12 protein-coding genes are annotated in these 20,170 nt (G+C 62.8%); 2 read left to right on the top strand and 10 right to left on the bottom strand.

What is annotated here, in order from left to right; genetic code table 11:
- Positions 1 to 160: 160 nt before the first annotated feature.
- Positions 161 to 1,294: a PAS domain-containing sensor histidine kinase gene (locus A6V37_RS33375; RefSeq protein WP_064267908.1), complete on the top strand. Its 1,134-nt coding sequence runs from the start codon at positions 161 to 163 to the stop codon at positions 1,292 to 1,294.
- 40 nt (positions 1,295 to 1,334) lie between these two features.
- Here A6V37_RS33375 and A6V37_RS33370 read toward each other — a convergent pair whose 3' ends face one another.
- A complete protein-coding gene (locus tag A6V37_RS33370; protein ID WP_082902704.1) occupies positions 1,335 to 2,132 on the bottom strand; it encodes a response regulator in 798 nt (265 codons plus the stop codon).
- Positions 2,133 to 2,690: 558 nt separating this feature from the next.
- Here A6V37_RS33370 and A6V37_RS33365 point away from each other — a divergent pair.
- The gene (locus tag A6V37_RS33365) at positions 2,691 to 3,323 is read left to right on the top strand and encodes a lytic transglycosylase domain-containing protein (protein WP_064267988.1); all 633 of its coding nucleotides are present in this window, start codon (positions 2,691 to 2,693) and stop codon (positions 3,321 to 3,323) included.
- 100 nt (positions 3,324 to 3,423) lie between these two features.
- Here A6V37_RS33365 and A6V37_RS33360 read toward each other — a convergent pair whose 3' ends face one another.
- From A6V37_RS33360 to A6V37_RS33315, 9 genes are all read right to left on the bottom strand, one after another.
- The gene (locus A6V37_RS33360) at positions 3,424 to 3,933 is read right to left on the bottom strand and encodes a hypothetical protein (protein ID WP_064286783.1); all 510 of its coding nucleotides are present in this window, start codon (positions 3,931 to 3,933) and stop codon (positions 3,424 to 3,426) included.
- 142 nt (positions 3,934 to 4,075) lie between these two features.
- Entirely contained in the window at positions 4,076 to 5,299 is a 1,224-nt protein-coding gene (gene ccsB, locus A6V37_RS33355) for a c-type cytochrome biogenesis protein CcsB (protein ID WP_064267906.1), read from the bottom strand.
- A 318-nt stretch (positions 5,300 to 5,617) separates the two neighbouring features.
- Positions 5,618 to 6,292, bottom strand: a complete 675-nt coding sequence (locus A6V37_RS33345) for a c-type cytochrome (protein WP_064267904.1) — start codon at positions 6,290 to 6,292, stop codon at positions 5,618 to 5,620.
- 51 nt (positions 6,293 to 6,343) lie between these two features.
- The gene (locus A6V37_RS33340; protein ID WP_100249388.1) at positions 6,344 to 7,648 is read right to left on the bottom strand and encodes a cytochrome C; all 1,305 of its coding nucleotides are present in this window, start codon (positions 7,646 to 7,648) and stop codon (positions 6,344 to 6,346) included.
- A 270-nt stretch (positions 7,649 to 7,918) separates the two neighbouring features.
- Positions 7,919 to 9,622, bottom strand: a complete 1,704-nt coding sequence (locus A6V37_RS33335) for a type 1 periplasmic-binding domain-containing protein (protein ID WP_064267903.1) — start codon at positions 9,620 to 9,622, stop codon at positions 7,919 to 7,921.
- 2 nt (positions 9,623 to 9,624) lie between these two features.
- A complete protein-coding gene (locus A6V37_RS33330) occupies positions 9,625 to 10,461 on the bottom strand; it encodes a LolA-like protein (protein ID WP_064267902.1) in 837 nt (278 codons plus the stop codon).
- 26 nt (positions 10,462 to 10,487) lie between these two features.
- The gene (locus A6V37_RS33325) at positions 10,488 to 11,336 is read right to left on the bottom strand and encodes a LolA-like protein (protein WP_131799869.1); all 849 of its coding nucleotides are present in this window, start codon (positions 11,334 to 11,336) and stop codon (positions 10,488 to 10,490) included.
- 42 nt (positions 11,337 to 11,378) lie between these two features.
- Complete coding sequence (locus A6V37_RS33320) at positions 11,379 to 11,873, bottom strand: hypothetical protein (RefSeq protein WP_064267901.1); 495 nt, start codon at positions 11,871 to 11,873, stop codon at positions 11,379 to 11,381.
- Between the two features lie 13 nt (positions 11,874 to 11,886).
- Positions 11,887 to 20,157: a choice-of-anchor Q domain-containing protein gene (locus A6V37_RS33315; RefSeq protein ID WP_165614436.1), complete on the bottom strand. Its 8,271-nt coding sequence runs from the start codon at positions 20,155 to 20,157 to the stop codon at positions 11,887 to 11,889.
- Positions 20,158 to 20,170 lie beyond the last annotated feature (13 nt).

Here is a 20,170-nt window from a genome sequence, read left to right as displayed (position 1 = left end):
ACGGTAGGGCATGTCCGCTACGAGGGAAAACCCGCTGCGATCAACCGGGGAGCCCCCACATCACAACTCAGTAGATGCCCTGTTGCGGCGAGCGCCAATCGCGGCCTACAATCAGTCATGTGCTTAAGGTTTCCTTAAGAAAACGCATCGGGATGCTCACATGAATACCAACGAGCCCACGCAATGGCAGGTGAAGCTGGCCGACCTGATCGACGGCATGCGCAAGCTGTGCAGAGCCGCCCGGCACTACGAGCCGGGCACGGGCAGCATGCCCGATGCGCGTGGCGCGCCGCTGGCGATTCTTTCGCCGGATGGCATCTTCCTGTCCGCGAATCGCACGGTTGCGGCCCTGCTCGGCTACACGAGCGCCGACCTGGTCGGCAGGCAACTCCTCGAGATGGCGGCGGCCGACTTTGAAGAGCCGCTGGCGAACGAATTGTCCGCGAGCGCACGGCGCGACTTTCATTCTTTTCGTGCGGTGCTCGCCGGCCGCACCGGCCAGCCAATGCGCCTCATGTTGCACCAGCAGTCGGTGCCGGCCGGCCAGAGCGGTCGCACTGCGCTGCTGACGCTTTTCGAGGAATCCCTGCTCCCCCTGCCCGAACCGGCCTCTGTCACGCGTTCGGCCGATGCTGCCGCGCGGGAACGCCTCATGTACCTGACGATGGGCCAACAGAAAGAACGCCAGCGCCTTTCGGCGGAATTGCATGACGGTCTCGGGCAGGCACTGACGCTCGTCAAGCTGATGGCTGAAGACGCGCTGATGCGCATACGCCGCGGGCAGGTCGACGACGCGGCCCAGCTGCTGGATGCCACCGTGCTCAGAATCCGCGAGACGATCGGCGACGTGCGGCAGATATGCGGCGAACTGCGCCCGCAGATGCTCGATCAGCTCGGACTGCCCGCCGCATTGGGTTCGTTGTGCCGGCGCATCGAGCGCAGCGCCGAAGGCATCTCGGTGGTGTTCGACTGCGACGTGAGCGACGAGGACGTGCCGGAACATCTGAAAGCCGACATGTTCAGGCTCGCTCAGGAGGCGTTGAACAACACCGTCAAGCACGCTGCAGCCACAGAGGTGACGCTTGGCGTCAGGCTCACGACAGGCGGCGTGCTGATGACGATTCTGGACAACGGCATCGGCTACGAAAACCGTCCGCTTTCTACGGGGGACGACTGTGCAAGCGGACTCGGTCTCATCGGCATGCAACACCGGGTCGAGTCGCACGGTGGCACGTTTTCGATCCAGTCGCTCGGTAAGAGCGGCACACTGGTGTCGGCGGCATGGGCTGCCTAGTGAGGTTGCGGGTTGCACACGGACTGCGCCCGGAATGCGCTCAGATTGCGCCGCCGCCCAAACTGTAGTTCGGAAAATCCGTGTCCGCGGGGGGCTCCGGCGGCGGATCCAATTCCATGTCGAGGTTGGCCGGCGATCGCAATGGCGTCTCGTCGGCATGCGGCTCGGAGCATTTCTCCGCTAGCGAAGTCAGCAGACCCATGCTGATCGCGACCAGAACCAGTTCGGTCAGGTTGGCAATGTTGAGCTTGTGCATCATGCTGGCCCGATACTTCTCGATCGTCTTCGGGCTGAGGTTCAGGTACTGCCCGACCTGCCGGTTCGTGCGTCCTTCGGCGATCAGTTTCAGCACACTGCGCTCGCGCGCCGTCAGAATGTCCCAGGCCTTCTTCGGTGCGGGCGCATCGTGACCCGTCACGAACGAGTCGACCATAAAGCCGTACACGTCGGCGCTCAGATGTTTCTTCCCGTGCATGACGGTGCGCATCGCGATCAGCAGTTCGTCGAACGAGACGTCTTTCAGCACGTAGCCGTCGACGCCGGCGCGCAGCGCCTCGCGCACGTACTCTTCGCTCTGGTGAACCGTGAGCACGACGATGCGCACGTTCGGCGAGCGGCGTTTGATTGCCGCGCTGGCATCGATGCCATTCATGCCACGCATCGACAGATCCATCAGGATCAGATCGGGGTGCAGCGTCATCGCCAGTTGGCAGGCTTCCTTGCCGTCTCTCGCTTCGCCGACGACGTGGTAGTCGCCTTGCGCGGAGAGCATCGAGCGCAGACCGTTTCTCAGCAGATCGTGATCTTCGGCAATCACGACACGGCAGTTGGCATTCATTTGTTTACCCCTGCAACCATGAACTGGTCGCGACCATGCGTTGAAGCCTCTCAGTGCAGTTCGCCGCAGGTCTCGTCTTTTTCTTGCACCTTCTACCTTCGAATTCCTAACTGTTCCCTTAATTTTGCACGCGCATGGGTAGCAGTCCGCCTCCCCTTCGCAAGGTTCGCGCCATGTCCCCGTAACCCAATGTTGTCCAGTACGTCATATTCGTAAGACGTTTGCCATGGCTGAAAACAGCTACGCGAATGTTTCATATTTGAACTGATCCGAGCCGGCGCGGAGATTAGTGCCAATACTGATGCGGTAGGCATTACGCACAAAATCTTCCCGTGAGGCAAGACTTACCGCGCGTTTAACAAAATCAGAAATATTTCCCCTCCCGAGAAACCCAGCCGCGAGACGGGTTCGATTGCGGACGTTTACCGCGCGTTACGAACGTAACGCTTTTGTACAGCCCCTCGAAACGTTTGTCCGCCGCCGCAAAAGTGTAGGGAGGTGCCCCATTGCCGCTCGGCTTTTCCCCACACCACAATTAAGACGCGGGGGAACATGACCATGCGCTGCAGCTCTTCATCCAGACCGGTAAACACGATACTCGTCGCATGCGCGGTGCTTGGCATGGCTTCACCGGTAGCTGCATGCGCGGAGATTTTTGGTGCGGTTCAGAGCAATGGAGCCATCGTCCTGACCAACGAGCCCGGCAAAGCAGGACTGGCTGTCATCGTTGCCGGCGATCCGCCCGCCGAACGCGGCGCGAAGCGCGCGGATACCTCGACGCCCGGCAACGGAGACGCGTCGCAGTTCGCCGATGTGATCGCCGAAGCGAGCCGCACCTTTCGCGTTCAGCCCGAACTCCTGCGCGCGGTGATCGACGTCGAATCCCGCTATAACCCGAAAGCGGTTTCAGAAAAAGGCGCGCTAGGACTGATGCAAGTGATGCCCGAAACAGCACGGCGCTTCGCGGGAGGAGACATGCTCAATCCACGCGATAACGTGCTGACGGGAGCACGCTATCTGCGCTTCCTGCTCGATCTCTTCAAGGACGATGTCGAACTCACCGTGGCCGCCTACAACGCCGGCGAAAATGCCGTGATTCGTGCGGGCTATCGCGTGCCCTCGCTGCGGGAAACACGCCTTTACGTGCCGCGCGTTCTGGAGCGCTACCGGCGCATGCTCTCCGCGGGTTAGCGTGGCGCGTTCCCGCCGATAGCGGGCACCGCAGACATGACCTTCCCGGCGCAGGCGCGCCGGGTTTTTCATCCGGTCGACGATTGCGGAAACAGATGGATTACGGAAATGCGGGAATCGTTGGCTCCGTTCCCTGGATGTCAGCCTCTGCGTGATGCAGCTTGACCATGTCTTCTATTTCATCGACACGGTTCTGCGGAACGTCGACCATCATCAGCAGCTCGCCGTGCTCGATGGCCTGTTCGAAGCGTTTGAGGCGCGTATTCGGCACGCCGAGACCGATCATGGTCGCGGTCCATGCGCCGAAGCCGCCGCCCGCGAGCGTGAGCGCAACGACTACCCCGCCCGCAATGGTCAGTCCGGCAGGCGGAAAAGCCATGGCGACCAGGCCGGTCAGCATGCCGGTCGCACAACCCGCCGCCGTCCCTCGCTCGAGCGCGTGCAGCACGTCGCTGCTCTGGACGAGCGAGGCCTCCGGTAAGTCATCGAGCGTTACGCTGTGGTTGGCGAGCACGTGGATGTGCCGCCAGGTGATCCGTTTCAACAGGAGTTCATCGACAATCATCCGCGCACATTGCGTGCTGGGGAGCAGAAAGTATATGCGTCTCATGGCGGCCTCTCTGACCGTATATCAAGGTCCATTTGGACCCGTAACACTATTCTCGCGCGGATCGGAGTCCCCTGGAAGCAGGATTACCCGCTTCCAGGGGTGGGAGAGACCCGCCATGCGGCGCGCCCGTGGCGGCCCGTATTCACAGCTTGCCGTAGCTATGCAGACCCGACAGGAACATGTTGACGCCCAGGAACGCAAAGGTCGTCACCAGCAGGCCAGTCAGCGCCCACCAGGCCGCCACCGCGCCGCGCAGCCCCTTCATGAGCCGCATGTGCAGCCAGGCCGCGTAGTTCAGCCAGACGATCAGCGCCCACGTCTCCTTCGGGTCCCAGCTCCAGTAGCCGCCCCAGGCTTCCGCGGCCCACAGCGCGCCGAGAATCGTGGCAATCGTGAAGAACGCGAAGCCGACGGCGATCGACTTGTACATCACGTCGTCGAGCACGTCGAGCGCCGGCAGGCGGTCGGCCAGCACGCCGCGCTCTTTCATCAGATACGCAACCCCCACCATGGCCGACAGCGCAAAGCTGCCGTAGCCAATGAAGTTCGCCGGCACGTGAATCTTCATCCACCAGCTTTGCAGCGCCGGCACGAGCGGCTGGATCTGCTGCGCGTCGCGCGCCACCGAGTACCACATCAGGAAGCCAACCGCGGCGCTGATCACCAGCAGCACGAAGGCGCCGAGCGCCCGCGTGTTGTAGTGCTGCTCGTAGTACAGGTAGAACAGCGCGGTGATCAGGCTGAACAGCACGAACACTTCGTACAGGTTCGAGATGGGAATATGGCCGACGTCCGCGCCGATCAGGTACGACTCGTACCAGCGCACCATCAGGCCGACAAATCCCATCACGACCGCGGCCCACGTCATCTTCGAGCCGATCGCGGCGCCGGTCGGCGAGCGCGACAACAAACCGATCCAGTAGAACACGGTGGCGAACACGAAGAGCGCGCTCATCCACAGAATCGCGGACTGGCTCGACAGGAAGTACTTGAGGAAGAACGCGTTGTCCGCGCGGCTGAGATCGCCGTGATAGATCTGGATGGCGAGCAGCGACAGCGCGGCGATCCCCACCATCAGCGGACGCACCGGCTTCCAGCGCCAGCCGAGCACCACGAACACCGGCACGGCGCAAACCAGCACCAGCTTGTCGTAGTAATTCATGAACGGGTAGTAGCGCGACAGCGCGAACCCCGCGCCCGCCACCATGGCGAGGGCGAACAGCCAGTCGACGATGCCGAGCCGTTTCAGGAACGGCCGCTCGTCGAGCGACGCCAACGCTCGTGCATCCAGCTCTACGCCGTCCCGTTGAAGCACGGGCACAAGGTCCGGCGTGCCGGCGTCAAGAGACATTCGTGTCGGGTTCATGGCCTTCACCGTTGCGCAGAACTATCAATGCGACGCCGGACGCATGCTATGGACCGAAATCGCTACGCGCGCGCTTCGCCAATCGCTCTGCGAGTGCGCACTGTCGATTGAAAAAAAAGCGCCCGCCGGCGGATGGAGCGCCACCCGTCCGCCTCAATACGACCGGCGCTCCAAACCGCGATGATCTCAACACCGATGCCTGCGTCCTGGTGGGCACCGCTGCCGTGCAGCGGCCTGCCCTCACCGCGCGGGTAGGCCGCCCTGGGTGCAGTCTGCCCCGCCCCACCTGGGCGCGCGGTGCCCGGTAAGGCAGCGTGCTCATTGGTCGGCCGGCGGGTTCGCCGCTGCCTCGGTTTCCGGCGGAAACGCCTCGACGAAGGCCGCAACGGCGCGCATATCCCGCTCCGACATGTTGCTGCAGATCGACTTCATGATTTCACCACGTGGCCTTTGTTCGACGTCGTGCTGAAAAACCAGCAGCTGCTTGTAGACATAGTCCGCATGTTGTCCGGCTAAGCGCGGAAACTGATTCATTCCCTCGCCATGCTTGCCGTGGCACGACACGCATGCCGCGACACCCTTGTCCGGCAACCCCGAGGCGAAGATCGCCTTGCCTTCGACCATGAGCGATTGCTCGGCGGGTTCGCCCATCACCGGCGTCTGACTGGAAAAATACGCCGCCAGATCGTCGATTTGCGCTTCGCTCAGGTGCGTAAAGCCCCACATGAACCGCTTGGCGTTCGGGTCGGATCGCGCATGAGTCTTGAAGTCCGTCAATTGATCGACGAGGTATTCGCGCCGCTGCCCCGCCAGCTTGGGAAAAGCCGGCGATATGGAGACGCCCTTCACGCCGTGACAGTTCGAGCAGACTTGCAGCGCGATGGTCTTGCCCGCGACGGCAGGGTTATCGACCGCTCGTGAGCGGTCCATGTCGTGACAGCCCGCTCCTGCCAGCGCCATCCCGAGAGAGATGAATTGCGCTATCTTTTTCATGTCACGAACCTCCTTGCCACTACCTGTTCCGATGTCTGAAAAGAAGAAAAGTCACCAGTACGCTGCCCACAAGTAGACGAACAGCGTGTCGTTATCCGACGCGTTGCGCCCATTTCCGTCGTAGTTCGAGCGGGACCCGAGAAATTTGGTGAAATGCGTGTACTGCAGGCCGACCCGGATGTTCTGCACCGGAATCCAGAAAATCTCCGGGGTCCAGCCTTGCGTGTTGGGCGAGAAATTCGCGCTGCTGGCGTAGGCGGCGCTATCGGTGCTGCCCGTCACGCTGAAGTAAGACAGGCTGATGCCGTACTTGGCCTGATAGATATACGAGGCTTTCAGCAGCACCGATTTGAGATTCGCCGACTGGCTGTCGCTGTAGATAAAATTATTCGGATCACTGATGTTCTCGTGAATATAACGAGCCTGCGCGGTGATCGTATGCGGCTCCAGCAGATACTGATACTGCGCGTCCACCCCGACATCGCGGAAGCGGGTCACGCCCTGCGTGAAGATAGGAAACGCATTCGGGTCGTTGGGATAGACGTCCGCAAAGAGGCCGAACGTGCCCACCATGATGTTGTGCGGACCCCATTCGTGCGTCAGCGCAACGCGCCAATAGGGGTTGTAGCCTTTCAGATAGACCTGCGGGTGCGCGAGGTCTCCGGCCTTGTTGCCGTGGCTCAGGAACGACCAGATGCCGTCGGCCGTGCTGTACGCGGTCAGTTCCGCGTACAGCAGCTTGTTCCAGTAGAGGTAGCCGCCAATGCCTACCACCTGCTGCGCCAGCGCGCCTTCGATCAGCGTGGTGAACGGCGGTGAGCCAACCGCGCTGGTTGACGAAGAAACATAAGGGTAGCTCCACGCCGGAGCGGAGTTGAAGACGTCTTGTACAGTCGGATTGTTGTGCAACGTTACGCCTAGTATGAAGTCGCTCGCTTCGCTGACAATCCGCTCCACGAAACGGAAATCGGTGTTGTCCGATGCCCATTTACCGACCCACTTGCCGGCAGCGTCCTGGTGATCGTAGTTCGTATAGGTATATTGAGCGAATGCGCCGATCTTGTCGGTAATCTTGCCGGCGAGGAAAATGCTGGCCGCGTCCCAAGTCAGATTGCCGTCCTTGGGTGAGACCTGATTCCCGCTGGCGTCGGTGTTGTGCCTGGTCTTGGTCGCATCGACCGTGCCCATCACGGCGAGCGGAATCGTACGTTCACCGAGCGTATAACCGTTCAGCTTGAACATGCGCCCATAGGGCGTGAGTTCGGGAAACTGGCCGCCCGCATGGCACGCCACACAGCTTTGACCCGTTTGACGGGCGAAGATAGGCAGCGCGTGAGCGATAGAAGCCTGGAACAAGCAAACTGCCACGAAAGACGTGAACCACACGCATCGCAGCCATTTGATAAATGCAGGATTGCTGATAATAGTCAAAACCATGGCTATTTCTCCCTGCACTGTGTTTAAAACCTGCCTTGTCTCAGGCCTCGTCTACTCAGGCCACGTCTATATTGTGCAAACCGACAGCGGGAACCGGCATGGGTCAATGTCCTATTCTTGCGGTAGGGGAGACGCTCAATGGCGCGGTGGCGATGGTGCTCGCGTGGCAGTGCGCGCCCCACCCCATCGTCACGGCACCATCCAGTCCCCATCGGCGACGAGCCTGACTCGATCCGGCTCGGCAAAGCGCACGATATAGCCGCCCTTGGACGCGAAACGCTGCCCCGGCGCGAGCGTCAGACGTGGGTAATAACCCGTCAGGATGCGGCGTTCGAGCATGTCCTGAATGCGCTCGATCAGGTAGTCCCGCTCGAACGCATCGACCATATGACTCAGCGTTTCCGCCAGCAGACCACACGCGAGATAGGTGTCGGCCTGGACCTGCGGCGCAACCATCGGGATCTTGCGGATCGAGAACCAGCCGAACGCATAGTCGACACGGACCCGCCGTCCATCCGGCAAGTCGAATGGATACGCAAGGCGCGTGACGGCGCGCCAGTTCTCCGGCAGCGGTGTGCTGTCGAGTCCGCCCAGCAGCCCCGACATGAACACGGCGTTCGACGGCGGCGGCACATGCCCGAGCGCCGCGATGTCGGGCGGACGCAGCCACAGCACCAGCACGTCCGAGTGCGAAATGCCGTGCAGCGCGCCCGCAACGTTCTCACCTGGCGCTAGCGCACGGTTCGAGACCGCGACACCACGGCCTTTCAACGCGGCGGCCAGCGCCTCAGCGCCCCGCTCGCCATTGTCCCCGGTGCGATAGACTTGCCAGACCTTTGTCTTCGCTGTCGAGGTCTTGCTGGCCGCTTCATCGCTAATCCGCCTTGCGAGCAGATCCGCCTCGAGCAGCACGCCCTTCGAGTAATACACGGAATAGAAATCCTGGTCGGTTTCGACCGGCACTTCCACATTGGGAAAGAGACACGGCACGGCCTCCTGCTCGCAGAAGTCATGCACCGGCGCCCAGTTTTTGCCACCGAGTCCCGAAAGCACGGCAAACACGGGCTGCTCAGCCAGATAGCGTTTCAACTGTTCATGCCACGTCGAGGGCGGCCCGCTCAGCTGCCATACATGCAACTCCCAGCGGCGGTTGACCATGAACATCATCTTGCGCGACGAGCGCAGCGGCGGCGTCGCACCGAGCGGAAATATGTTCTTGTCCGCGAAGTACTGCTTGAGCACATCGAGCATGCCCTGCCGTTTCACCGGGTCCGCGTCCGGTGTGACGATCGTCGCGAAGTGCAGCACGGTGTCCGTGACACCCGTTGGCGCGTGCCGGTCGAGGCGTTTCAGATAACCGATCAGCGCGCCCATGTCGCTGTCGTTCAGCGCGTACTGCGGCATCAGACTGCTCAGCGGCTTGCCTTCCGAGTCGAGACCCTCGCGTACCGCCCGTGCGATCGTCGCATCGGTGTAGGGCTCGCGATCGGTGCGCATGCCGGGAACGTAGGGAATGTCGAGATCGTCGGGACTGTCCGCGCGAGGATGGACCAGATACCGGTCGGTGATCGGCGGGATGTTGTTGTTCCCCTCCCTGGAGCCGAGGCCGCTGCGCCGATGGCAATTCATGCAGGCCGCGGCGGCGCCGCGCAGGTTCACGCCGCCGTCGTGCATCGCCTCGATCGGTTCGCCCGAACCCAGCACGCCTTTCTGGAAGATCGCCTCCCCCGTACTCACGGTCGCGACCGGCGGCGTGGGTTGTGCCGGCGGGGCCGCGTTCGCCTTGCCTGACGGCGTAATCGACGCCGCGAGCAACGCCCATTGAATCACTGCGAGGGCGGCAAACGACCGTGCCCGCGCGATGGCTCCCCGGTTGCCCCGAGCGTGGCTCATGGTTAAGGGCTCGGCCGGTTCAAGGTGGGCGGCATGGGCAACGACGCCTCGGCATTTACCGACACTGAATTGCGATGAAGCGGCGCGCCCGGCCTCGCGAACATCGCGTCGTTGAGCGGCGGATTGATCGACACTTTCTCAATCGTCAGCCTGTCGCTCCTGCCGGCCGCGACTACGCCGCTTTCGATCGTGAACGGCACCTGCACGCCGTCGACATTTTTGTAGTCGCTGTACTTCACTTCCACCGTGACCGGCCCACGAGGGCCGCGCGCCTCACGGTCATACTTCACGTCGAGAAAGCTCTGCGCGTCGACCCACACATGCCGCGTCACCCCGGAGGGCAACTTCGCGGCGAGGCGGTAAGCGTCGTGCCCGTCGAGCTTGTCGCTGCCTTCGAGCGTGACTTCGATGCCCTTGGCCTGATGATCGATCAGCAACCCGTCGATCACCTGCTCGTCCTTCGCGGACCTCAGTTCGTCGATGGTGTACGGTCGCAATTCTCCGCTGCCTGTGGCGCTCGGGCTCGTTTTCCAGCCTTGCTTGCCGTCGAATGCACGGACAGCGCGATGGTTGAGCACGGTGATTTCGAAGCGCGTCAGGTTCGGACGTTTCAGCGCGAGCGAGAACGGCAGCTCTTCCGAAGGAGCATTCGCGCTATCCACGTGCCCGACCCAGGCCATCGTGTCGATCTTCCTCCACGCTTCGAGGCCACCCCGGGCGTCGACATTTTTTGCGACGATCTGATCCACGTTCAGATCACGCCCCTCAGGTAATTGCTCACTCGCGTACACCGCCGCCGTCAGGCAGCCGATGAGCATCCACAGTGCGATTCGCGTCATGGCAATGGACCTCGCACGCATGATGGCTAGTGGCTCGCCACTTTAGCCGTGGCCGCATTAGCCGTAGCCGCATTGGCCGCGGCCAACTGTGGCTTCGCAAACAGGGCGTCGTCCATGGACGGATTCACCGTGACATGCTCAATGGTCAACTTGTGCGACGGGTTGGCCCCGGTGACGACCGTTTCCAGCGTATGGGGAATGACGAGCCCATTTTCCTTCCTGTAATCGCGATAAAAGATGGCGACGTTATGCATCCGGCCGTCGAGCTTGCGCGGTTCGCCGTCGATCTTCAGTTCGAGAAAACTGCTCGCGTCGATCCAGATACGGCGCGACGTATTGTCTTTGGTCGTCAGCTTAAGCACGTACGCGCGATGCCCTTCCACCGATTCCATACCCAGCGCCTCGACCCGCGAACCCTTGCTCGCATAGTCCATCAGCGGCCCTTCGAGGTCCGCCGATGCGGCGGCCGACTTCGCCTCCGTGGGGGTATACGGCTCGACTTCGCTGCGTCCGAGGAACGGCCTGACCTTCCAGCCCTGCGCGCCGTCGTAAACCTGAAACGCCGTCTGCTCATTGAAGCGGACCTCGAAGCGGCTCTTGTTCGGCCGCTTCATCGTCATCGTGAACGGCAGTTTGGTGTTCTTCGTGCCACCGGCCTCGAGCTGCCCTGACATCGTGATCGTATTGACCGCGTGCCATGCCTGAAGCCCGCCACGCGCCGCGATGTTGCGATCGACGATCTGCGCCGCGCTCATGTGACTCGCCGCCGCGGCCTGCGCCGTTCCCGCCGCGGAGGCAGCGAACGCCGCCGGGCCGGATGCCAGAACACCGGCCACGCAGGCCGCCGAGATCGCTTTCAAAGGAAACCGGATCATGAGTCACCTCCCGTCTTTATGTGGTTGATCGCTGTGCCGCGATCATTCGACAATCAGACCGTCGACATGCAGCGAGCCGATGAACACATCGACGCGCTCGCCTGCCTTGATCGGACTGCCCTTATTGGAAAACACCATCCAGTATTCACGGCCGGTTTCGAGCGGGCCCGTCTGGCGCAACGGGCCGACCTTGTCCATGACTGGAATTTCAAGCAACGCGTGGCTCGTTTCTCCGTACATATACGCAGTTGCGGTTTTCTCGCCGAGCAGATGCGCGGCCTGCGGGTCCGTTACGCGGTAGCTGAAGCGGATCAGATTGCCCGATGCGGTGCTGCGCACGCTCAGGTTGTCGATGCCCTTCATCATCCCGTAGTAGGTCCTGGCATGCTGCGACACGCTCACCGGCAAGTACGGCGAGTGCTTGTGCGCCGCCGGTGAACTCTGCCCGGCCTCGGCCCCTTGAATCAGAGCCGCGGCCAGACACACTCCGCTCGCGAACCGCGTTGCAAGTGACATCGTGAGGGAACGAGCTTTCATTGCCGCGCCCCTCTCACTGTGCGTTCTGCGACTGCTGCTGCCCCTGCTGCCCCTGCTGATTCTGCAGGTTCGGCGTCACGAGCTTGAACAGACCTAGCAGGCCGCCACCGGTCGAGCCACCCAAGGCGAGCGGATCGATCGGGGTGCCGCCGCCCAACAGGGGCGGCGCCACATACTCGACTGCGCCGATGTCGTACGCGAGTCCCTGCGGCCGGGTCGTGCCGTAGATGTCGTGATTCGGCGCACCGCTCGCGGTACCGGTATTGATCGCCGGCGAACCCGCATTGATCGAGTAGTTGCCCAGCACCACGTTGTAGCCCGGCTTGCCCGCCGTGAGCGCTTCGTTGAACAGCGACAGCGGACCGTACGACATGTTGATCCAGTTGTTGCCTTCATCCGGCGTCGCCGACGGCATCAGGCTGAACAGCGGATTCGGCAGAACCGTATCGGCGATGCCCGGCGGCACCACGATGCCGATTCCACCTGCCTCCGGCGGCACACGCGAACCATTGCAGTACTGATGCACCACTGCCGGATTCATATTGCTGTTGTGCGCTCCCGGGTAGTCGCCGGCGTCGGTCAGGATCGAGTACTGCGGATGCATCGTCAAAGTTGCCTGACGGTTGCTGGCCGACGTATCGCCATACGCACCGATATCCCAGTAGACAGCGTTCGGATCGCAGTAGCCCGTCGCCTTGCCGGTCTGGTTCAACGTCGGGTTCAGCGAGACCGCGTTCTGCAATCCGGCGATATTCGGATTCTTTCCTCCCACTGTGATGAAGAAGGTGCGGTTCTGCCAGAACACATCGTTGCTCAGCACCGGGTTCGAGAACGTCGTGCAGTTGGGCAACCCCGCCGGACAGGCCACACTGGGATTGGTGAACGCCACGATGAAGTTCGCCGTGTGCTGCGCAGTCTCCAGTCCGGCCGGCTGATAAACCGACGTCGTGATCGGCGAGCACGTCGTTTCCGATCCCACCGTCGTGCAGTTCGGCGGCCCGACGTTGGCCTGCGCGGCCGCGGCCGTATTGAACAGCACGCCCGCGGACGCCGTCGCGTCGTTGGAGACGACCGTGTTGTTGATGAAGCTCACGGCCACCGCATCCTGCAGCGAGACACCACCTCCCCCCCACCCGGCCACGTTGTTCGCGATGATGTTGTTAGTCACGCTAACCTGATACCACGCGTTCGAGTTGCTGGGGCTGCGCTGCACCTCCGTGCCGTTGACGTTCTGCAGCCGCAGGCCGCCGCCTTTGCCGCTTTCCGCCGTGTTGCCGACAATCAGATTGCCGTCGATCTTGAGATTGGGGCCAATGCCGTCCGACAGCTCAGGCGCGCAATCGGTGTCAACCGCGGCGTTCTCGCAGAACGTGCCGTCAGGCGGTACGCCCTGGGCGATGATGCCGCCGCCGTACGTCGGCAGCGTCGGGTTGTTGCTCTGGTTGAACAGCACCCAGTTGTGCGAGATGTCGCCGTTGGCACTGAAGCCGAAGTGCGCGACCCCGCCGCCGTCGCCGGCACTGATGTTGCCGCAGACCCAGTTGTAGTTGAAGTGATAGTAGTCCGAACCGGTGCAGAAAGTCACGCCGCCCGCGGACGAAGGCGTGTTCGAGTTGATTTCATCGCCGTACGACGCATTCGACGTCACCGCGTTGTTGTGCACGTTCACATGCTGGTTCAGCAGGAACGGCACTTGCGTGACGCCGTCCGCGGCGATGGTCGCCTCGGCCGTTTCGACCTGACCTACCGTGATACCACCCGTGAGCGTCCCTGCGTTGGCGAAGACACGGTTGTTCGACACCTCCGTGTAATGGTTCCAGCCGTGCAGGTAGATCCCGCCTCCGCCTTGCGAGCTGTTGGTGAAGGTCATGCCGTCGATACGCGACGGATTGCACAGGAAGTTGCTCGGGTAGTTCATGCAATCCGGCGGGTTCGGCTGCAGCAGGGTCGGCCCGGTGAGCGGCGTGCAGATGCCGTTCGCGGTGCAGTTCGGGTCGGGTGCCGGCGCGCCGTTCACCGTCACGTCCTTCACGCCCTTGGCCAGCACAGTAATGGCCGCACCTTCGTACGCGCCCATCAGCGTCGGCTCGATCAGCAGTTCAGCCAGGTTGCCGTTGAGGTTGAAATCCCAGCCGGAAGCCGGTTCGAACGGTATCGCATCCACCTTGCGCTGCATCGTGCTCGGGCAGGAATACGTGCCGGTCGGATCGTACTGATTGCTGGCCGACAGCAGGCCGCCGTTCAATGCGTCGCCGAACAGACACCCAACCTGCCTGCGCCACGGGTCCAGCTTGCCCGACGGGTGGGTATTGGCGTTGACGGTCACCGACGTCGCACCGACACCTTGCAGCCGGACCGGCTTCCACATCAGCAGCATTTCGTTATAGACCCCCGGACCGACGACGATCATGTCGCCCGGGGTCGCCTTGTCGATCACCGTCTGGATCGCGTTGCTCGTGGCGTTCTCGCCGCTCACGTAGGTCGGCATCTTGCCGCCGATCGTGACCGTGACCGTGTCGATCGAACGCTTGCCGTTGGCCGCCGTGATAACGAGTTCACCGCAGGACGTGGGCGTCAGCACATTGCGCTGCTGGATCGTGCAGCTCGACTGCGTGGGCAGCAGGACCGGAGCCAGGATCTTGATCTGTGTATCGCTCCATGACGTCACGATTGAAGGCACGCCGCCGACCGTGACGTTCTGGCACGGGAGGCCGGGCAGACATGCCGTAGGCTTGGTGCCAAAACCATAGTGGCGCGTGAGGAACTTCTGGTTGAACGGCGCGGTGGTCGCCGCCGGACCCGTATAGGCATGGTTCGGCACCTGCGCGTTGCCCTGCGCATTGATGGTCAGCGTGTGCAGCGCGCCGCTGACCCACGGTCCCGAGCCGCCGCCGGTGATCGGATCGCCCGTCACGCTGGAGATCGCCGGCGTGGCATCCGGGTACGCGCAGTCAGGCTGGTTGTAGCCTTCCGCGAAGGCCGAGACCGGCACCACTGGCGTATCCATGTACTGGGTCTGTCCAGGCATGAACGGAATCTCGTAACAGAACTGGCTGTATGCCGGGTTGAACAGAGGATCGCGTATCGTCTGACCGGGATGCGCCGGATCGGGCATGTCGGGATCGTTCATGCAGGCGACCATCATCGTCGGCGCGTAGCCCGTCGGGTTCGGCGGGTTGACCTGCCACGTCGAATAGTTCAGCCCGTTGAAGATGCCCCACTGATCCGAGTACGTGCGGGCGACTTCGTTGCCGGCGAAATCCTTCATCGAGATCGGCACGTTCGGCACCGCGAACTTTTCACCGAATTGCGGCGAGTACGGGTCGAACTCGGATGAGAAGTCGTCCAGCATGAAGCCAGTGTAGTGCGCGGCGACGTGCGTCGAACTGAAAAGCCAGAACTTCGCGAGCGCCGTCCTTTGCGGCGTCAACGTCACTTCCTTGCGGTCGCACAGGTGCCTTGACGCGCCCGCGAACGGCGAGACTTCCTGCGAGCCCGGGAACAGGCTGATGAAGTCCGGCACGATGCGCAGCTCACCGACACAAGGCCAGAACTCCTCGATGCTGCCCGTGTCGCCTTCATGCCGCGGGTAGGTCAGGGAGCCGAGATCCTGAGTCGGATTCTGCGCACTGTTCCGGTTATAGCTGGCGTTCATCGCGGCCTGGTCGGGCAGGATAAAGATGTTGCCGATGCCGCCGAACTGCTGCGTGACCGGGGCAATATAGTTGTCGCCGATCAGGATGTTCTTGTCTTCCTCCTTCACCAGTTCATAGCCAGGCGGCACGATCACTTCGACGACGTACTTGCCGGCCGGCAGCATCTGCGTGCCGTCGCCCGAAGGGTTGGCCACGCAGATCGTGCAGTTCGTGGCAGTAGGCTTGCCGCTCGTCGTGCTGCGGCCCGTCACGCTGGGGAACCGGTACATGCCGTCGTACGGCGCGGGCTGCAGCTGGTTGAACGAGTGCATGCCGTCGTAGCACTTGAACTGCGAATTCGCCGGCAACGCACGCTTCTGCGGGTCGAGCCACTGGGGTGTGTTCTTCAACGTGTAGAAGAACGGGTCGGTGGTCTCCTGTCCCGGGCAGTTCATGTTCGGCACGCCGTCGGAGCGGAAGCCTTGCGCCCAGTCGTCCCAGCTTGCAGTCTTGGTCGTGTCCACCAGCGTCAGGCTGGTGGTGCCGTCCGCGGCGGTGCCCTCCTGATACAGGTTCACGGTGACGTTCGGCACGTTAGGCGTCCATTTCGTGTGGATCAGCAGCGACGGATCGTCGAACGGCCGTGTCGAGGCATAGATGACTTCGCCCCTGATGCCGCCGTTCTCAGTCGCGCCAAACTGCGCCTTGCCAAACTCGAGGAAGGAACTCTGCCCGGAGAAGCCCTGCCAGCCCATCGTGGTCACCCACGGCGGATCGACCCGGCCAGTCGACGGATTCGTGCCCGTGCGGTCATTGCAGTCCGCGTCGTTGCAATACACCGCCCCCGGCACGCGCAGGTTCGTCGGCAAGTGCGCCGTCGTGGATTCCAGCGTGTTGGCGTAGTTGGCGGCGATGGTCGAGCTGCCGCCACCAGGTGTGCCGTCGGGCGGGCCGCCCGCGTCGTACACCACGTGCACGCCGGTCTGCTTGAAGCGTGTTTCGTCGGTGTCAACTACGTACCAGTTGAACAGCGGGAACACTTCGTTAAACGATGCATAACCGTTCAGGTCGGTGTTGTTGAAGTTCGAATAGCTGCCGTCGCGGAAGCGGATATTGGTCGGAACCAGCGCGAGCCCCGGGTCGCTTGCCGTCGAGACGCCCGTGCCATTCAGATCCATGAAGGTCCGCGTGTAGAGATTCGTGTGCCACTGGAGCACAGAAATATCCCCGACATTCGTGGTCTGGCCATTCGCCAGTTGCACGGCCGTCGCGAGCCCATCGACGATCTGATCGTTCCATTGGTCGAAGATCGTGATTCTGTATGTGCCCGTTGGCAGTCCGCTAAAGCTGAAGGTTCCGTCGGCGTTGCACTTGGTGAACGCCATATCCTCGCCGTCCGGGTCGCCGACGCTGACATAGCATTGCGTGAAACTCAGCGAGGTGCGCGAGCCGGAGCCGAACAGATTTTCGTTCGGTGGACGGCTGTAGTGCAGGTTCGTTACCCTGCCCTTGATTCCGTTATTGCACGTCTGCGTTGCGCAAAGGAGCGGCAGGCGGGCGTTGATGATTTTCGGATTGGCGAAGCCGATCGCGACGTGAAAGCCTGCGGGCCCGAACTCCTGGAAGTACGCCGGCCCACCGACCTTGATGAACGAGTCGTGCGCCTTCTGGCCATCCAGCGTGTTCGTCTGCAGCCATTCCTCGCCTCGGCCGATCCGGTCGGCCGCCGGTGTCGCGACGATACCGTACCGGCCCGGCATCAGGTTGGCAATGATGGCCTGGCCGACGAGCGGCGAAACAGTCTTGCCGTCCGACTCGTATTTCGGGCACGTCGGGATCATGCCGACGAGGCCGTCGGTCGAGGTCGAAATCGGGCACGCATTCAGTCCTGTGACCGGATCGATAGTCCCCTGCAATGAATTGGACAGCGGCATGTTGAACATGTCGTAAGTCATCTGTCCGGTTGGGTCGCCCGAGCCGCCCGCGTCGTCCCACATCTTGATTTCGAACCCGCCCAGTCCCGGTTCGCGCGCCGTGCCGAACGTGTCGGTGCCGCCGCTGACATCCACTTCGCCATTCAGCGGAGCGTCGTCTTCGAAGACGAACACCGAGACCTTCGCGGTCGCCATCGGCGTCTCCTGCAGCAGCACGTTGACCGTGGTCTGTCCGGGAGCGATCGGCGCGCCGCCCATGGTGTGGCCGCACTTACCCGTGCCCGGCGCAAAATCCGCGCCGCCAGGACCCGTCGGGCAGTCCTTGGAAATATCGAACGGTCTTTGCGGCCCGGTCGGCTTCAACGGATCGACCGGCTGCGGCGTGCCCGCACCATTGCCGAAACTGTTGCCGGCGTCGCCTGGCAGGATCGAGATGTAGTAGTGCTTCTTCGGATCGAGCGCGACCCGCGACGGATCGACCGGCACCTGCTGCGCAGCCGTCGTGCGGCACACGCCGTTGCCGATATCGCACACGGCCGGCAGGTGCGAGTTGGTCGCCGGGTCATACACCTTCTGCCCCGACTCGCAGGCAACCTTGCCGACACAGCCTGCGGCCACCACCGGCATGTAGCTGGTGTGGAAGTTGGCGCCGAGGCTCGGAACCGGCAACGGCGGGCACGTAGCGGGACGCGTGGACGCGGTTGTCTGGCACGCCGGATCGATCTGGAACGTACGGTCTTCCTCGATGATCCAGCGGTAGTCGGTCAGCTGAACCGGCGTCATGCCCGGCGCCGTGCTCGGCCCGTCAAGCGGCTTGACGATGAGTCCGCTGCCGCCCTTGAACGTGACCGTCACGGTCGCGGGCAGGCTCGACGTGGACTGCGAATTCTTCGCCGTGTACTTGAACGTCAGCGTGGCGGTCGCGTTGCCGACCGGGGGCGTCGTCGGAATCGCGGTGAACGATCCATCCGGATTCAGCGTGACGGTCCCGCCTGTCACAGCACCAGAAATGGCCGCCGTCATTGCCAGTCCCTTCGGATCCGAGGCATAGGCCAGCACGCCGGGCGCGCCGATCTGCAATTGCGACGCGATGTTGCTGACGTAAGCGCCGTTGCTCGCCGTCGGTGGCCCCGACAGGCAGCCGTTCGCAGCGCTGCAGGCCGTCAGCGTGACGGTTGCAAATACCAAGGGGTTGCCGTTGGCCTGATATACGAAGCTGTCAGCGGTCGTGCCGGAGTTCGGCACGTAGACGAAGGTGCCGTCCGGGTTCAGCGTCAGCGCTCCGCCCGTGGTCGTCGTCTTGACCTCGACGCCATACACATTCACATCGTTTGCCTTCACGCCCTTGGCCGGGTCCGACACAGTCAACGTGGTGCCCGGAACAAAGAAGTACTTGGAGTTGGCGGCGGTCGCATTCTGGTTCGCGGCCCCGGCCGTCGGCAGCGCACCACCATTGACGGCGACGTAAGCCTGCATCCCGCCGTCACGCTGATTGTTGGTGGACAGGCTCAGTTCGCGGTCGAACACCGGAAGCGCCGATGCGCCGGTCGCCGGTGCATTGATCATCACGTCGTAGGTCTTGCCGGCCGCCAGAAACACTTCCGACTGGACACGCGGATTGCCAGGCAGCACATTGCCGTCCTCGGCGATCAGCGAGAAGCCGGAGGTGGCCGGATTGCCGGTTTGCGCACCGACCACCGAGGGTACGTGCATGCGCGAACCCGCGTTGACGAAACGCAGCAGCACCTGGCCCGTCAAGGCAGGCGCGGTGGCGGCAAATGAAGATCCACCGGCATTGGTCCGGTCGAATGCGACGCCATTGATCAGGTAGTAGCGCGGATCGTAGTTCACAGTCGGCGGATAGCAGGTGCCGAACGCGGTCGACTTCGAATCGCCGCATCCACCGGGCTGCCCTGACCACGCCATGGTCTCGCTGAAGCCCGGCGTCGTCACCGCTGCCGCAACAGCCGTGTTTTGCGCGGGATCGATTTCGCCCAGCACGAGCGGCACGTCGGCGTCATAGCAGATGCCCGGATTCGTGTAGGCCTGATAGACCTGCGACGCCACCGGACAACTCACGGTGCCGCCGACCGGCGCCTTCACCACCAGCACGCCGTAGAGCCCCATCGGCCCCTGGATCGACGGATGCGTGCCCGACTCGAGCAGATAGGTGCCGGGGCTGAGGTTGCTCCACGTGAGCGCGGTTGTCTTGCCGGTCGCCACCTCGGTGGCAAACGACTGAACGCGCGGGCCTTGCGCGGGCGGCGTGAAGGTCGCGCCGGTCGCGCTGCTGGCAATCGGCCAGGTCGTCGCGGTTTGCGTCGGGTGCGGCGGGCTCGGCATGGTTGTCGCCGTCGTCCCGAGGCCGCCGCCCAGCTGCCCAACCACGACGAGCGAGGTCGGCACCGCGCCGGGCAAGGTATTGGTGAGATTGATCGTCAGCGGTCCTGGCGGCACGGTGATCACCACGGGCGACCAGCTCGCTCCGGCACCCGGATTCGCCGACGCACAGGTCGCCGGCGCAACCGCGGCCGCCGAGCAGCTGTAGCCCCACATCGGCACGGCCTGTCCGTCCGGCAAGGTAGCCGTGCCCGCCTTCGCCGTCAGATTGACGACCTGAGCAAGACAGACGCTGCTGGCAGTCAGCAGAATGGACGCTGCAACCCCTGCCTTGAACAGGTCGAAGAGGGTCGCTTTAAACTGGGTGGATCTCATCGCGCTTCTCCCC

Source organism: Paraburkholderia ginsengiterrae, from assembly GCF_001645125.1.
In the GTDB taxonomy this organism is placed as follows: domain Bacteria; phylum Pseudomonadota; class Gammaproteobacteria; order Burkholderiales; family Burkholderiaceae; genus Paraburkholderia; species Paraburkholderia ginsengiterrae.
This window is presented reverse-complemented; position numbering and strand designations above follow the sequence as displayed.